Annotated in this window: 12 protein-coding genes; 6 read left to right on the plus strand and 6 right to left on the minus strand. The window is 54.2% G+C overall.

Features of this window, described 5'->3' with window-relative positions; genetic code table 11:
* Positions 1-24 precede the first annotated feature (24 nt).
* Positions 25-522, minus strand: a complete 498-nt coding sequence (locus GC090_RS12240) for a glutathione peroxidase (protein WP_205955235.1) — start codon at positions 520-522, stop codon at positions 25-27.
* A gap of 499 nt (positions 523-1,021) precedes the next feature.
* On the opposite strand from GC090_RS12240, the gene ycgZ reads away from it, so the two are divergent.
* Both ycgZ and GC090_RS12250 read left to right on the plus strand, forming a co-directional pair.
* Complete coding sequence (gene ycgZ, locus GC090_RS12245; RefSeq protein WP_006119672.1) at positions 1,022-1,255, plus strand: regulatory protein YcgZ; 234 nt, start codon at positions 1,022-1,024, stop codon at positions 1,253-1,255.
* A 90-nt stretch (positions 1,256-1,345) separates the two neighbouring features.
* Positions 1,346-1,621 (plus strand): hypothetical protein, encoded by a 276-nt coding sequence (locus GC090_RS12250; protein ID WP_039340736.1) that lies wholly within the window; start codon positions 1,346-1,348, stop codon positions 1,619-1,621.
* A gap of 257 nt (positions 1,622-1,878) precedes the next feature.
* Here GC090_RS12250 and GC090_RS12255 read toward each other — a convergent pair whose 3' ends face one another.
* Positions 1,879-2,082 (minus strand): hypothetical protein, encoded by a 204-nt coding sequence (locus GC090_RS12255; protein WP_072209174.1) that lies wholly within the window; start codon positions 2,080-2,082, stop codon positions 1,879-1,881.
* Positions 2,083-2,437: 355 nt separating this feature from the next.
* Here GC090_RS12255 and GC090_RS12260 point away from each other — a divergent pair, with 355 nt between their 5' ends.
* From GC090_RS12260 to GC090_RS12275, 4 genes are all read left to right on the plus strand, one after another.
* Complete coding sequence (locus GC090_RS12260; protein ID WP_006119675.1) at positions 2,438-2,698, plus strand: hypothetical protein; 261 nt, start codon at positions 2,438-2,440, stop codon at positions 2,696-2,698.
* A 640-nt stretch (positions 2,699-3,338) separates the two neighbouring features.
* Positions 3,339-4,817 carry a SulP family inorganic anion transporter gene (locus tag GC090_RS12265; protein WP_324019919.1) on the plus strand — a complete coding sequence of 493 codons (1,479 nt, stop codon included), beginning with the start codon at positions 3,339-3,341 and terminating at the stop codon, positions 4,815-4,817.
* Positions 4,818-4,977: 160 nt separating this feature from the next.
* Complete coding sequence (locus tag GC090_RS12270) at positions 4,978-5,670, plus strand: haloacid dehalogenase type II (protein ID WP_324019920.1); 693 nt, start codon at positions 4,978-4,980, stop codon at positions 5,668-5,670.
* Positions 5,671-5,777: 107 nt separating this feature from the next.
* The gene (locus GC090_RS12275) at positions 5,778-6,026 is read left to right on the plus strand and encodes a DUF2543 family protein (RefSeq protein WP_006119678.1); all 249 of its coding nucleotides are present in this window, start codon (positions 5,778-5,780) and stop codon (positions 6,024-6,026) included.
* A gap of 219 nt (positions 6,027-6,245) precedes the next feature.
* On the opposite strand, the gene GC090_RS12280 is transcribed toward GC090_RS12275, so the two are convergent.
* The 4 genes from GC090_RS12280 to GC090_RS12295 form a co-directional block, all read right to left on the minus strand.
* Complete coding sequence (locus GC090_RS12280) at positions 6,246-7,829, minus strand: APC family permease (protein WP_039340752.1); 1,584 nt, start codon at positions 7,827-7,829, stop codon at positions 6,246-6,248.
* 814 nt (positions 7,830-8,643) lie between these two features.
* Complete coding sequence (locus GC090_RS12285; protein WP_039340755.1) at positions 8,644-9,126, minus strand: helical membrane plugin domain-containing protein; 483 nt, start codon at positions 9,124-9,126, stop codon at positions 8,644-8,646.
* A complete protein-coding gene (fdhF, locus tag GC090_RS12290) occupies positions 9,126-12,092 on the minus strand; it encodes a formate dehydrogenase subunit alpha (RefSeq protein ID WP_394514797.1) in 2,967 nt (988 codons plus the stop codon). Before fdhF ends, GC090_RS12285 begins: the two co-directional genes overlap by 1 nt.
* Positions 12,093-12,807: 715 nt before the next feature.
* Entirely contained in the window at positions 12,808-13,941 is a 1,134-nt protein-coding gene (locus GC090_RS12295; RefSeq protein ID WP_033741031.1) for a glutathione-independent formaldehyde dehydrogenase, read from the minus strand.
* Positions 13,942-14,045 lie beyond the last annotated feature (104 nt).

Here is a 14,045-nt window from a genome sequence, read left to right on the forward strand (position 1 = left end):
TTTGCTGGCACTCAGATCAACGCTTCAAATCACAGCCGCTGTGCTTTCCAGCGCGGCAACAATCGCAGCTTCCATTTTTTCAGGAGAAGTGATGGGGGCAAATCGTCTGAGCGGTTTACCATCACGCGCGATCAGAAACTTAGTGAAATTCCACTTAATCCGTCCACCCAGCACACCAGGCAATGCCTGTTTCAGGAAACGAAACACCGGGTGCGCTGCGGCGCCGTTGACCTCGACTTTCTCGAACATCGGGAAGCTCACGCCATAGTTAATATGGCAGGTCTGTGCGATATCGTCGGCATTACCGGGTTCCTGCCTGCCGAACTGGTTGCAGGGAAAGCCCAGTACCACCAGCCCCTGATCGACATACTTTTTGTAAAGCGCTTCCAGGCCTGCATATTGGGGCGTGAAGCCACAATGACTGGCGGTATTCACCACCAACACCACCTTGCCAGCGTAGTCGGCCATCGTAATGCGCTCGCCATGTAAACGGGTAGCACTGAGTTGATAAAAGGCCGTCATAGTGTAATCCTCAGAGAAAAAACATTTACCGCCAGGACTGGCGCGCCGTACATAACAACACAGGGGCCCGGCAAGCCGACTTTTGATCGGCGGCGAAGGCGCTGGCAACAGGATGTGACCCGGCCAACCCGTTTTATGGCACACCCTCTTCGCGCTTAGCCAGGGATAACACTGGCCAGGGTATTTAAAAAGACGTGGCCAAAGCATAACAGAGAAATACGCCTGTCATTAAACCAGCGATGTACAGCGGAACGATGTCGCGTTAAGAAGAAAAAAGGCCCGGCCCCCATGTTTACAGGCGTTTGTTGACTGTCCCATCAGAGCGGCTGTCTGGCTCATCCTGTCCGTTTCTCCCAACGTCATTGGGCGATCAGTTACTTTGAAACCTGATGATTTGACCTCTAAAAATCAGAACCCAAAATAAACCTGTACAATGACTGATTTGTTGTATAACTTAGATCTATACACTCAGCATAATAACTGTACAATGGAGAAACTTATGCAACACAGACTGCCCGTAACTGGCGTAAGTAAAGATGTTTCATCCTTCTTCAGCCGCGCATCACTGCCCTCTCAGCAGGAAACGTTGGGCGTTGTTGTGGTTGAAATACTCAGAGCAGGTCGTACGCTGAACCGCAAAGCGCTTTGCAAGTCGCTCATTGAACGTATGAGCCATGTTTCTTCTCCTCAGGAAGAAGAACACCTGCAGGAACTGTTGCGCCTTCTGTTCTGATACTGGCTGGAACCTTCTGAAAGGGACTTTGCGGCACAGTGGCTGATATACACGACAGCCGGGCAGGCAAAACTTATTCAGAGAGTAATAATGACATACAGTAAAGATGAAAAACTCCGTGACACACTCATTGGAGAGGCTGCCCTGGCATCCCTTGAGGATCAGGGCAGCGTCACATTCAAGAGCGTGCTGGAAAATCTTGATGCCATCATGCGTTCTTCTGACAGCGAAGAGAAAAGCCGCGCAGTAAGCATGGCCATCAGTGAAATTAAAGCCGATATGGCCGCCCGTCGCTCTCCTGATGACAGGGACGATGATCATGCCGCCCATCTGTCACAAGATGCCGATGAAACCTCACGGAACTGATCGTGTCTCAGCGTTATACACGTCTGTCAAAGCAAGTCATTTACGATTAACGACACAAGCAGGCTGTCTGTTTGGGGATGAAAACAGCGTTGAAGCGCTATCCCTGCCAGGCAAGGCTTTCTGGAAGACAAAACGTTTCGTATTACCGTGACCAGAACGACACCAGAGAGAGTAAGGCCCGATATTCTGCGCACGTAGCTTACGGGGACAGGCCCAACTGCGACGCAGATAAGAAGATGCCTGACGTGAAGCGGATATTAATGCATCTTTTTCATAAGCCGGATAATGAGTTCACCGCAGTCCGCGCGCGTTTTTGCCTCTACGCTATGTTCACTCATCGTCTGCAAGGCCCTCGTCAGGTCTTCAGGCATGACAGTGCCCTCCCGTCTCAGGAGCTGGCTGACGGTTCTGCCTACCAGAGCAAGCACCTCTTGTGAAATATCGTGCTCATTGTTTTTCAATCGTCCTCCCGGCAGGTGTATAAACATACAGTTTATCACTTTTCACCCCACCACCCAACCCTGGCTCTTTCTTGCGCTTTCAGGTTAAGACAGTGCAAATGAAACTGAACACCCGAAGAGATTACGCTAACCGTAATAACTTTAAATGAAAAAGATTTTCTCCCTTCCGGTCGCAGTGCCATTATGTTCCCTTTAACGCACGAATAACAGACCTGGCCTGGGTTACGCGTACCTGTTTTTGAGCGCATCAGGACAGAACAGAGTAAGTGCTGAATATTTTAAGCAGGCATTATCTGCGGGGACGACTACAGTCAGTGGTGAGGTTGTCATAAATCGTACTTATGGAGGATTGACCGTGTTACTTCAAGACGACGAGAAAGGCCACGTCATTATTGGCGAAGCAGCATTGCACCTGGCGCTGGCTGACAGGGAAATAAACATTACTTCTCTGATGAATGAACTGAGACGCATGGCAACAGACAATTGCAGCGACGATCGCCTGAGTAAAATCCTGGAAGCCAGAACATGGCTAAGAGCATTTTTAACGCCCGGTCTCGTAAAGCAGCCAGTGCCCTACCTGCAGACACTTGCAGGCCTGAACGAAGAAAAGAAATAACGCCAATGGACGTAGTCCGGCCCCGGCCGGAAGACGACGATACGAGATAACCTCATCGGTCTCGCGCGAGCGCGTACCGGCCGGAGATACTGTCAGGGATGACACTTCACGGCATGTTGCGCATAACCACGGTGTTGTCTTTTGCTCCTCGTGCGGTCAAAACACGTTCTGTAAACGAAACGATCGCGTCAAACACGCGGATACAGCCGGCTGACGACGCGCGGCGCTTTCTTTCAAGTACGACCGCCCCCTTTCCTCACTGTGTTCCCCTGACACTCACTTTCGGGTTGACTTTGCAGCCTGTCAGAAATACGCAGGACGATTTAACGTTGACCTGCGTGTCGTTTTGTTTATAGTGAGTCGCTGTTCTGCTCAGGAAAGCACCATTTTGCCCCCTGACAGGCATCGCCGTCTGCCCCGGACATCGCGTCCGGGCAGGAATGTCCTTCCTTAAAGCCCCTTATGGCCGTAAAGGAGAATTACCATCATGCGTCTTACGCCACCCTGAGTTTTCCCCCTTCCCTGGCGCACCGGCTTAACCGATCGCGCACGCAATAACATCCCGACTGCGGATGTGCTTTTGCATCACTAAATTTTGCCCGCATGGGCTTACTTTCATCTAAAAAACTGAGAAATCAATATGTTGCTGTCCTCGACGCGTAAGGACTGGCTGGGTAACGTCCGGGGTGACGTCCTTGCCGGTATTGTGGTCGCGCTCGCCCTTATTCCAGAAGCGATCGCCTTTTCGATTATTGCTGGCGTAGATCCCCAGGTCGGACTCTACTCCGCGTTCTGTATTCCCTTCGTTATGGCCTTTCTCGGTGGCCGACCGGCGATGATTTCGTCGACCACCGGTGCGATGGCGCTGCTGATGGTCACGCTGGTTAAAGAGCACGGCTTGCAGTATCTGCTGGCGACCTCCGTGCTGACCGGCCTTCTGCAGTTGCTGGCAGGCTATCTCAGGTTAGGCAGTCTGATGCGCTACGTTTCCCGCTCGGTGGTGACCGGCTTCGTCAACGCGCTGGCCATCCTGATATTTATGGCCCAGTTGCCGGAACTGACTCATGTGAGCTGGCAGGTTTATGCCCTGACCGCTGCCGGGCTCGGCATCATTTATCTTTTCCCCCGGATCACCAAAGCCATCCCTTCCCCCCTGGTCTGCATTATTGTTCTGACTGCAATCTCTGTATGGCTCCATCTGGATGTGCGCACCGTCGGCGATATGGGCAGGCTGCCCGACAGCCTGCCCGTGTTTCTGATCCCGGACATTCCGCTGAATTTTCACACCCTGCTGATCATCCTGCCTTACGCCGCAGGCCTGGCTGTGGTGGGATTGCTGGAGTCGATGATGACCGCCACCATCGTGGATGACATGACCGATACAGGCAGCGATAAAAACCGCGAGTGCAAAGCGCAAGGGATCGCCAACATCTGTACCGCCTTTATTGGCGGTATGGCGGGCTGCGCCATGATTGGTCAGTCGGTGATTAACGTGAAGTCAGGCGGCCGGGGACGGTTGTCCACCCTGACGGCGGGCGTGGTGTTACTGCTGATGGTAGTCTTTCTGCGCCAGTGGGTGTCTCAGATCCCGATGGCAGCCCTGGTCGCCGTGATGATTATGGTATCTGTAGGAACCTTCTCCTGGCAGTCGATTGCCAACCTGCGCACCCATCCCATGTCCACCAGCGTGGTGATGCTGGCCACCGTCGTCGTTGTGGTCGCCACTCACAACCTGGCGCTGGGTGTGCTGATCGGCGTACTGATTGCCTCGCTGAACTTTGCCACTAAAGTGGCGCGCTTTATGGCGGTGTCCTCTGAACGGCAAGGCAACACACGAATTTATACCGTGACGGGCCAGGTCTTTTTTGCCTCGTCCGATCGCTTCACCCGCCATTTTGACGTCAGCGAAGAGGTGGAACGCGTCATTATTGATGTCACCCATGCACATTTCTGGGACATCACGTCAGTGAGCGCGCTGGACCGCATCGTGATCAAGTTCCGGCGGGAAGGCACGGAGGTCGGGCTGCGGGGAATGAATGCGGCAACGCAAACTTTGGTTGACCGCTTCGGCGTGCATGACAAACCTGACGAGGTTGAAAGACTGATGAACGGTCACTGAGAAACAGGGCTGGGGCTGTGGGTCCCAGCCACTGGAGGCGTGGCCAGACGCGCCACGCTTTCCCGCAGTTGAGTGTTTCGGATGGGCCTTCTACGCTTAAGCCTGACCAGATGGGCGTTACTGTACCGTCTGTTTATATTCAACGGTTAACGGAGGTCAAATGACAGACACGACTGTCACCCGTAAAGATACCCACACGCTTTTTTTTGATGTCAATGAAACCCTCCTGGATACCGCGCCGTTAAAAGCCTGTGTGGTGCGTCGCCTGGGCAATAAACCCGAACGCGCAGAAGCCTGGTTCACTTCGCTGCTGCATTACTCGCTGGTGGAATCCGTCACAGGCAGCTGGCACAGCTTTGGTGATATCGCAGAAGCCGTGCTGCAGATGACCGCCGAACGCTATGGGATCACGCCTTTACCTGACGCTACTTCGCTGGCTGACGCCTTATCGGCCATGCCGGCTTTTCCTGACGTTGCTGAGGGTTTATCCGCATTAAAATCGCACGGCCTGTCGCTGGTGGCGTTGACGAACTCGTCACAGGCGCTGGCTGAAAAACAACTCAGTCAGGCGGGGCTAAGCTCTTTTTTCAGCCGGGTGCTCAGCGTCGAGTCATTACAGGTCTATAAGCCGGATTTGCGCGTTTATCGCTGGGCAATGGATGAAATGAAACAGCCAGCCACATCATGCATGATGGTAGCCGCGCACGGCTGGGATGTCGGCGGTGCGAAGCGCGCGGGGATGAAAACCGCCTTTATCGCGCGGCCGGGACAAACGCCTTTCCCGTTGGCGCCTGAACCCGATGTGATCGTCAGGGATATTGGCGCGCTTGCCGCTGTGTTCACTCACCGGTGAAACAGAACCTGCCCCGCGGTAACGACAGCCCGCAGGGCAGAAAAACCCACGCAACCCTGCTATGATCGCCGCCTGAAAGCAGTAAGCACTTTCCCTGAGGACCTGATATGACCCCTGATGTTCCACTCAAGTATTATGACATTGCTGAAGAATACGCGGCAGAAACAGCAACGCCGGTCAGCGAGTCAGAACATGATGCGCTGGCGCACTACTTCCAGTTACTGATTACCCGGCTGATGAATAACGAAGCGATCAGCGAAGACGCGCAGCAGGAGATGGCCGCCGAGGCAGGCATTGATGCGGCGCGTATTGACGAGATCGCCACCTTTCTGAATCAATGGGGCAATGAGGACTAATGTCGATAACTGATGCACGTCCGTGCATCAGTTTTATGGGCTGCCTGTCCGCTTTCTGTTTCTTTTAATATATGGACTCAAAAAAAGGATTTTTCACACTCAGCAGGAGCAAGAGGAACGGCACAATGCCTGATGTGGGCGGTCAAGAAAGTGAATGTCACACGGAGCGCCGTCATGAAAAACTGCACCTGTGCCGGGCACAGGCGCAGACGATAAACGCTAGGACGCGTGTTTGCCGAAGGATACCGACTCCTCCTCCTCATTGGTAATATTAGGTTTCGCCAGGCTGGCGCTTACGCCCCAAAAGTAGCAGACCAGGGATGCGACAATGATAAGGATCATGTCGAATGGCGTGCTAATCACGCCGCTCCCGCCGTAGGTACCGAGCATGGAAATCACCATCACCACAATGTAGTAAGCCAGCAGCCACCAGGCGCAACGCAGATCCTGACTGAATTCGCTGTTCTTCTTACCAAAGACGGCGTAAGCGACCCAGGCAATAATCAGGATCGGGATAAGAATCTCATTGACCGACCAGCCGCTCCAGTAAATCAGGAGCGTACTGGCTACAAACGCCAGCGGACTGAGCAGCCCGGCTATCGGCAGGCGAAACGGGCGCTGCATGTCCGGCAGGTGACGACGAAATGCGCCCAGCGTGATCGGGCCCGGCATATAGGTAAAGACGGTGGCCGAGGTGACCGCACCGATTAATCCGCCCCAGACCTGAAACTCAGAAGGCAGCGTCCAGGCGATGGCCAGCAGCAGCGATAACCACAATGCGCCGCGTGGTACGCCCGATTTTGCATCCACTTCACCAAACACTTTAAACAGATGACCGTTACGCGCCCAGGCAAACAGCACGCGCGCAGCCCCCGCCAGATAGATGTTGCCGGTTCCGGCCGGAGAAATCACGGCGTCGATAAGAATCAGGTTAATCAGCCAGGTCAGTCCCAGGCTGCGCGCTAAATCGGCATAGGGCGACTGGAACACCTGCTTCAGCCCGGCCCAGCCATGTTGTGACAGTAAATCGGCCGGCACCGCGCCCATAAAGGCATACTGCAGGGCCAGGTAAATCACGAAGCTGACAGCAATGGCAATACCAATCGCCAGCGGTACGTTGCGCTGTGGGTTTTTGGCTTCACTCGCAAAATCCACGGCCTGGCGAAAACCAAGATAGGCAAAGACAATCCCTGCCCCCGTCAGCGAGCTAAAAACACCATGCGCCCCGCCCGGCGGTGCTGGCGGAACGTCAAGATTCGGCGCATGAAAGTAAAGCAGGAGCGTAATGATGGTCAGTACCGGCACGATAAATTTGAAGGTGGTAACAATGGTATTCACACGACCAAAGAAACTCACGCTCCAGTAGTTAAGCAGGAAAAATACCACCAGTAGCCCAATCTGCACCACAAACCCTAATCCCGTTGGGCTGCCGTCCGTATGCCCCAGGGCAGGCCACCAGTAAATCGCGTACTGACGAACGGCCTCCACTTCCACTCCGGCGGTGCTGGTATACGCCAGCAGAGAACTGACACCAATGACAAAGCCGACGATATTGCCGTGCGAATAGTTGGGATAGCGCACAAAACCGCCTGCGCGCGGCAACGCCGAGGAGAGCTCGGCGTAAACCAGGCCAATCATCAGCACAATCACCGCACCCAGCACCCAGGCCCAGCCGGTATGGCTGCCTGCATAACCGGAGCTGTTAAGGGCGGCATACAGCCAGCCCGACCCGATCATGGAGCCGATGCCCAGTAACGACAGATCGACCAATCCTAATTTCTTTTTAAGTCCCGTGGACGCCATAATATGCCCCTGTATGATTTTGATTATTAGATGTTGTGCGTGGGAATAAAGCATATTGTGTGCCAGCACTATTTTACTGTCGTGATGGTTTATGTAAGAAACATTCTGGTTCACATAAGCAGGCGATAAAGGGTTTCAGGCGATGCTTTCTACGGAAATAAACAGATCTGTCGACAATCAGGGCAAAATTAAGCAGGAGATCACGGTGCAAGGCGCACTGCAATGATCCGAAAAATATATTGTGAAGGTAATTGAAACATTCCGTCACCGGTAAAAAAGTCATGACACAGTTTTGGACGCCTCTGAGCCTGAAAGCCGGTGAAACAGCCCCCTGAGAAACTGACGCGCCTACCTTCTTGCCCTGCCTTAGTCAGGCTTTGTACGCCCGCCGTTCGCATTTTGCCGGGCCATCCGATCCGGGAACGTCAGACGCAAAAACAGGCTTTCCTCATCCTCATTAATACGATCAATAAGAGCGGGCAGTCACAGACGGCGTTTTTTGCACCAGGCCGACACGTAAAGATGTGTTCTGGCCTGCCGGGAATAAAAACAGATTGGTCAGGCGGCACAGAACTTTTTTATCTGGCCCGCTGATGGTGTGTTAATACCCTGTCCGCAACATGAAGGGAGAATAAGTGAGAAAATGGCGCAGTGCGGTGCCCTTATTTAAACAGCGGATGTCAGTGAATCATCTTTATTAAACGGGCACATTTTGCGCCTGTTGCCAGCGTCCTGAACGGATCCGGTAATCCAGCCCGTCCGGGCTGGATTACCGGCACAACAGGCTCCCGGGAAAGCCACCGTTACCCGATACTCAACTTTGGGTAGGCTTCCCACTATACCGGCTGATCGGTTTTTCAGACGGCTGTTTCATCTCACGTCCAAACGCGCGGACGCCTGCCAGAGCCGGTTTAATCCCGCGCCATAACTCTTCATCTTTCAGTAATCGGATGATGCCGCGGATGCCGGGTGCGCTTTTGTCTTCCCCGGCCAGTCCGGCCCCCCGCATCGCTTTTGCGGCATTAACGATCCCCAACAGCACAGGATTGAACTCTTCGGGGGGAATCGTTGCCAGCGCCTTAAAGACCAGGGACAGATTCTGCATGGCATTAAGCGCTCCAGGCTGGTTCAGGCCGTCAACCAGCACTCCGGCAATCTGGGTATTGGCATTGACGATATCTGTAGCCAGACGCAGGAAGCCATGTTGGTGAAGGCTTTCCAGCAGCGTGGCAAGGGCTTCGTTTGCTGTGGGCTCGGTGCGCGTGGGCGGCACGTCATACTTTAGCGGTTCAGCCATTAAAACTTCTCCGGATGGGCGGTGTGTTCAGGCGGCAGCGTATAACCTGGCTGACGCCATTTATCCTCAACGGGCAGATGATCGCGCGGCGTGCGGTGCCCATGGCGAAAATTGTGCGACGGCAGCGGTGAAGCGTGAGGAGGACGCGCCAGCTTCTCCAGGCGAATGGCAATTTCTTTATAGGCTGGCGTCTGCACGTCTGGATCGTGATGATCCCCCGTGAGTCCGTTTACGCCCGGCTTACCATGATGTATCGGGATAAAAAGGATATTACCTGCCACGCGTTCAGTAATGATCACCGGCACCTCAAGCGCACCGCGCCGTGACGTCAGTCTGACCCAGTCGCCTTCCTGCAAGTGACGCTCCTGCGCCAGTGCGGGGCTGATTTCAACGTACCAGTGAGGCGACAGCGAGGTGATTCGTCCCCCCGCCCCCGTCTGGTTGGTGGCCTGAAAATGCTCCAGCATGCGGCCGTTGTTAAGCAGCAGATCATAATGGGCATCGCTCTCCTCGGCAGGCGCTTCCCACTGCAACGGATAAAGCCGCGCTTTGCCATCGGGGAAGTGAAAACCGTCGGTATAGAGCAACGGCGTGCTACTGCCGTCGGCGCTGACAGGCCAGAGCTGTGACTGCCAGCCCGCCAGCCGGTCATAGCTGACGCCGGCAAAGATACCGGCGATGCGCGCCGCTTCCGCCATAATGTCGGCGGGATGCTGATAATACCAGGGATGGCCCAGACGGCTGGCGAGTTCGGTCAGTATCCGCCAGTCGGGACGACTGTCGCCTAAGGGCGGTAGCACCTCGTAAAAGCGCTGAATACGCCGTTCGGTGTTCACAAACGTCCCCTCTTTTTCGACGCTCGGGCAGGCAGGCAACACGACATCCGCAAATTCTGCCGTCCGGCTCATAAAGATATCCTGCACCACCATAAAATCGAGACGACTGAACGCCTCATGGACTTTTGTGGAATGCGCATCCGCAAATGCCGTTTCCTCACCAATGATGTACATCGCTTTCAGCGTGCCCTGATGCGCCTGCTCGATCATCCGGTAATTATCTGCGCCCTCTTCCGCCGAAAGCGCTTCCGGATCGACGCCCCAGGCCGCCGCCCATTTTTGCCGCACGGCCGGATCGGTGACGCTTTCATAGCCGGGATAGACATTACTCAGGCAGCCAAAATCACTGGCCCCCTGCACATTATTGTGGCCGCGCATGGGATACCCGCCGGTGCCTGGCTTACCATAGTTGCCGGTCACCAGCAGCAGATTCGAGAGTGCGGTGCTGGTATCCGAACCGTGACTGTGCTGCGTAATGCCCATCGCCCACAACAGACAGGCGCTTTTGGCCTGGCCTATCATTTCTGCCGCGTTCGTCAGTTCCTGCACGCTCAGACCGGTTAACTGACTGGCATAGTCGAGCGTGAAAGGTGCCAGCGACGCCCGAAACTCGGCGACGTTATTGACCTTTTCGGCAAGAAAGGCCTCATCGGCATAGCCGTGATCGAACATGTAACGCGCCATCGCCGATGCCCACACCATGTCATAACCCGGCTTAATCCGCAGGTACAGATCCGCGCGCTCAGCCATTTCATGGCGACGGGGATCCACAACGAGAAGCTGCTGCCCGTGATGTTTATGGGACTGTTTGATATGGGAGGCAATGACCGGGTGATTTTCTGCAATGTTGCTGCCGACGATAATGATCAGCGACGCCTGCTGCATATCCTTGATGGTTCCCGCGTCGCCCCCATGGCCGACGGTCCGGAACAATCCCTGGGTGGCAGGGTTTTGACAATAGCGGGAGGAGTTATCGACATTGTTGGTGCCAAAGATTAAACGGGCGATTTTTTGTGTCAGATAGGCTTCTTCATTACTGGCTTTACTGGAACCGATAAAGCCGATGCTGTTGCCGCCCGACTGTCGATGAATCTGCGTCAGGCGCTGGACGATAACCGCCAGCGCTTCATCCCAACTGGCGGGACGAAAGCGCCCCTGCTCACGGATAAGCGGGGTAGTCAGGCGGTGCGGATCATTCACAAAATCCCAGCCAAACTTGCCTTTTACACAGGTTGAAATGCCGTTTGCGGGTGCATCTGCAACCGGCTGCACTTTTAAGATGTGGCGATCACGCGTCCACATTTCAAAACTGCAGCCTACGCCACAATAAGTGCAGACCGTTTTCGTTTTTTTAATTTCAGACTGGCGCATCGCCATATCGATCAGTGAAACACCGGTAACGGGTCCCGCGCCGATGCTGTTTTCCAGTTTTTTAACCACGTCAATCAGCGGACGTTTAACGGTTTCCGGCATATTGGTGAAGGGACCGGCATTGGGCTGCATCGTTTTTTCCAGCAGCGCATTGCAGGGGCAAACGGTAACGCAATGGCCGCAGCTCACACAGCTTGATCCGGCTATGCGCTCGCCACCGTCCCACAATACGCGGGGATGGTCGGCGGTGTAATCGATAGACAGCGTTTCGTTTACCTCGACGTTCTGGCATGCCTCTACACAGCGACCACAGAGGATACACTGGTCAGGATCGTAAGTATAAAAGGGGTTGGTATGGTCTTTTTCCGCAGGTTTACGCTCATAGGGATAATACTGAATCGGTATCGCCATATCGCTGACCGCGTTGTGTAAGGTGCAGTCGCCGGTATTGTGTTCGCATACCGTACAGTAAAGTTCATGGCGCGCTAAAACGCGGTCCATGCCCTCTTCCTGCGCCGCCTGCGCCTGCGGATCTACACTGCTCACCACCATGTCGTGCACGGTTTCTAGCGTACATCCCCGCACCAGTTTGCCCGCATGCTCTACCCAACAGACATCACAGGTTTCCAGTGGCTTCAGAGCGGGGTGATAACAGACATGCGGCAGTTTTTTGCCGTGCAGTTCGAGAAAATCAATCAGGGGCAAACCTGCCTGACCTGACAGCCGTTCCCCGTTGTAGACAATGGTGCATGTTTCCATGATTTTACCTTTTTTCTTTTCGCGGATGGGATACGCGGTCATCGGCTTTCTGCCTGTATAAAGGCCAGGTAATTTTTATTTCCTGTTAAAACTAGTTGTGCACAGTCGATAAATCAGGCGAGACGGCAGGAGAATTTGAGGGAAAAGGGGTAACAAAGTGTAAGCGCAATATCGGAAACAGGATTCTTATACCAACGGAATATGAAACAGGCAGCCAGCCACCAGGAAAACTCTTAAATTATTTTTTTTGCTCCCTTCCTAATAGTTTTTGGTTGCCGCTTACGCTTGCGAAAAAATATTTTGTGAAATTAACTTAGCGACAGGTTTCCCCCAAACCGAATTTCACTGTTTCACTTAACCGCCGCGCCGGCGGTTTTTTTTCGCTAAAATAAAGCCAGTAAAATGACGTAGCGCCATCATATAACAGACCCGCGTTTTTTCGGTGCACACTTTCGGATGCCAAACGATTATATTCACGTTTCTCTCGCGTTATAAACGCCGCTCTGTACCAGACCTTTCCACAGCAGGTATGGGCTGTGACTTACGCTGGCACGGTGAAGGCGAGGCGGCCTCGTACTTTGCCAGCCATGCTGTTGAGATAAAACGTCATCGGTCAGTCAGCTAACCACAGGGGCCGTCTTTAACCGCCAACAGTCCGGTCCCCCGTACTCAGACGAGATCCCAGACTGCGGCGGCCCGGTTAACTGCGAATTATTCAGGGTTTTAAAATCACTTTTGTCCACCCGCTGTCGCGGTTGTCAAAATGTTTATAGCCCTCTGCGGCTTCTGTCAGCTGTAGTCGGTGGGAAATGATTTGTCCCGGCTTCGCTTTGTCCTGCGCGATCAGACGCGCCAGCTGGCGGTTATAGGCTTTGACGTTTGCCTGACCAGTGCGGACAGACTGGCCTTTAAACCAGAAGCTGCCGAAGTCGAAAGGCATTTTACCTTCTTTCGCCAGATCGGTGGCAGCACCGGGATCCTGTGGCACAAACACGCCCACCACGCCAATGCCGCCCGTCGCTTTGGTGGAGGCCACCAGGCTGTTCATGGTGTCGGCGTTATCTTCAACCCCATGTTTGTTACAGCACTGATATCCCACACATTCGCAGCCACAATCGGTGCCCCGGCCATCCGTCAGGTCGAGGATTTTATTTACCGCATCGGCCCCGGTGGCATTAATGGCAATGGCACCGAGTTTTTCAGCCAGCGCCAGCCTGTCGGCGTGCGTGTCCACGACGTACACTTCGGAGGCACCCTTGATAATCGCCGAATGCGCCGCCATCAGTCCTACCGGCCCAGCGCCATAGATAGCCACACTTTCACCGGGTTTGAGCCCCGCCAGTTCAGTGGCATGCCAGCCGGTGGGAAAAATATCAGACAGCATGACGTAATCGTCTTCCTTTTCAACCGCATCGGGTGGCAGCACCAGGCAGTTAAAATCGGCAAAGGGTACGCGCAATAATTCTGCCTGACCACCAGACCAGGGCCCCATTTCGGCAAAGCCGTACGCCGCCCCTGCCGTGCCTGGATTGGTCGTCAGGCAGAAGCCTGTCAGCCCTTTTTCACAGTTTTCGCAGAATCCGCAGCCGACGTTGAAAGGCAGGCAGACATAATCTCCGACTTTCACGCGCTCCACACCGCTGCCGATCTCTACCACCTGCCCCAGATTTTCATGGCCCAGGATACGGCCCTGTTCGAAGCTGGTACGCCCTTCGTACATATGAAGATCAGATCCGCAAATATTGGTGGTGGTGATACGAACCAGAACATCCGTGGGACGCTCAATTTTGGCATCGGGCACGTCTTTTACTGACACATCGTATGGTCCGTTATAAACGACTGCTTTCATATTTTTCCCCTCGGGTCATGGATGATTTGGCGCCCACCGGCCCTGACCGGGACGGCGAGCGGCATCGGATTTTCTGGGCTGGTTAATCAGCCTGACGCTAATCG

The sequence above is a fragment of the Pantoea sp. JZ29 genome (genome assembly GCF_035190385.1).
GTDB classification, from domain to species: domain Bacteria; phylum Pseudomonadota; class Gammaproteobacteria; order Enterobacterales; family Enterobacteriaceae; genus Pantoea; species Pantoea stewartii.

What these genes read in the sequence shown, in the direction of transcription:
- GC090_RS12295 (WP_033741031.1), bottom strand. Translation starts at nt 13,941, where the DNA reads ATGAAAGCAGTCGTTTATAACGGACCATACGATGTGTCAGTAAAAGAC.
- GC090_RS12265 (WP_324019919.1), top strand. Translation starts at nt 3,339, where the DNA reads ATGTTGCTGTCCTCGACGCGTAAGGACTGGCTGGGTAACGTCCGGGGT.
- GC090_RS12240 (WP_205955235.1), bottom strand. Translation starts at nt 522, where the DNA reads ATGACGGCCTTTTATCAACTCAGTGCTACCCGTTTACATGGCGAGCGC.
- GC090_RS12275 (WP_006119678.1), top strand. Translation starts at nt 5,778, where the DNA reads ATGACCCCTGATGTTCCACTCAAGTATTATGACATTGCTGAAGAATAC.
- ycgZ (WP_006119672.1), top strand. Translation starts at nt 1,022, where the DNA reads ATGCAACACAGACTGCCCGTAACTGGCGTAAGTAAAGATGTTTCATCC.
- GC090_RS12285 (WP_039340755.1), bottom strand. Translation starts at nt 9,126, where the DNA reads ATGGCTGAACCGCTAAAGTATGACGTGCCGCCCACGCGCACCGAGCCC.
- fdhF (WP_394514797.1), bottom strand. Translation starts at nt 12,092, where the DNA reads ATGGAAACATGCACCATTGTCTACAACGGGGAACGGCTGTCAGGTCAG.
- GC090_RS12250 (WP_039340736.1), top strand. Translation starts at nt 1,346, where the DNA reads ATGACATACAGTAAAGATGAAAAACTCCGTGACACACTCATTGGAGAG.
- GC090_RS12270 (WP_324019920.1), top strand. Translation starts at nt 4,978, where the DNA reads ATGACAGACACGACTGTCACCCGTAAAGATACCCACACGCTTTTTTTT.
- GC090_RS12280 (WP_039340752.1), bottom strand. Translation starts at nt 7,829, where the DNA reads ATGGCGTCCACGGGACTTAAAAAGAAATTAGGATTGGTCGATCTGTCG.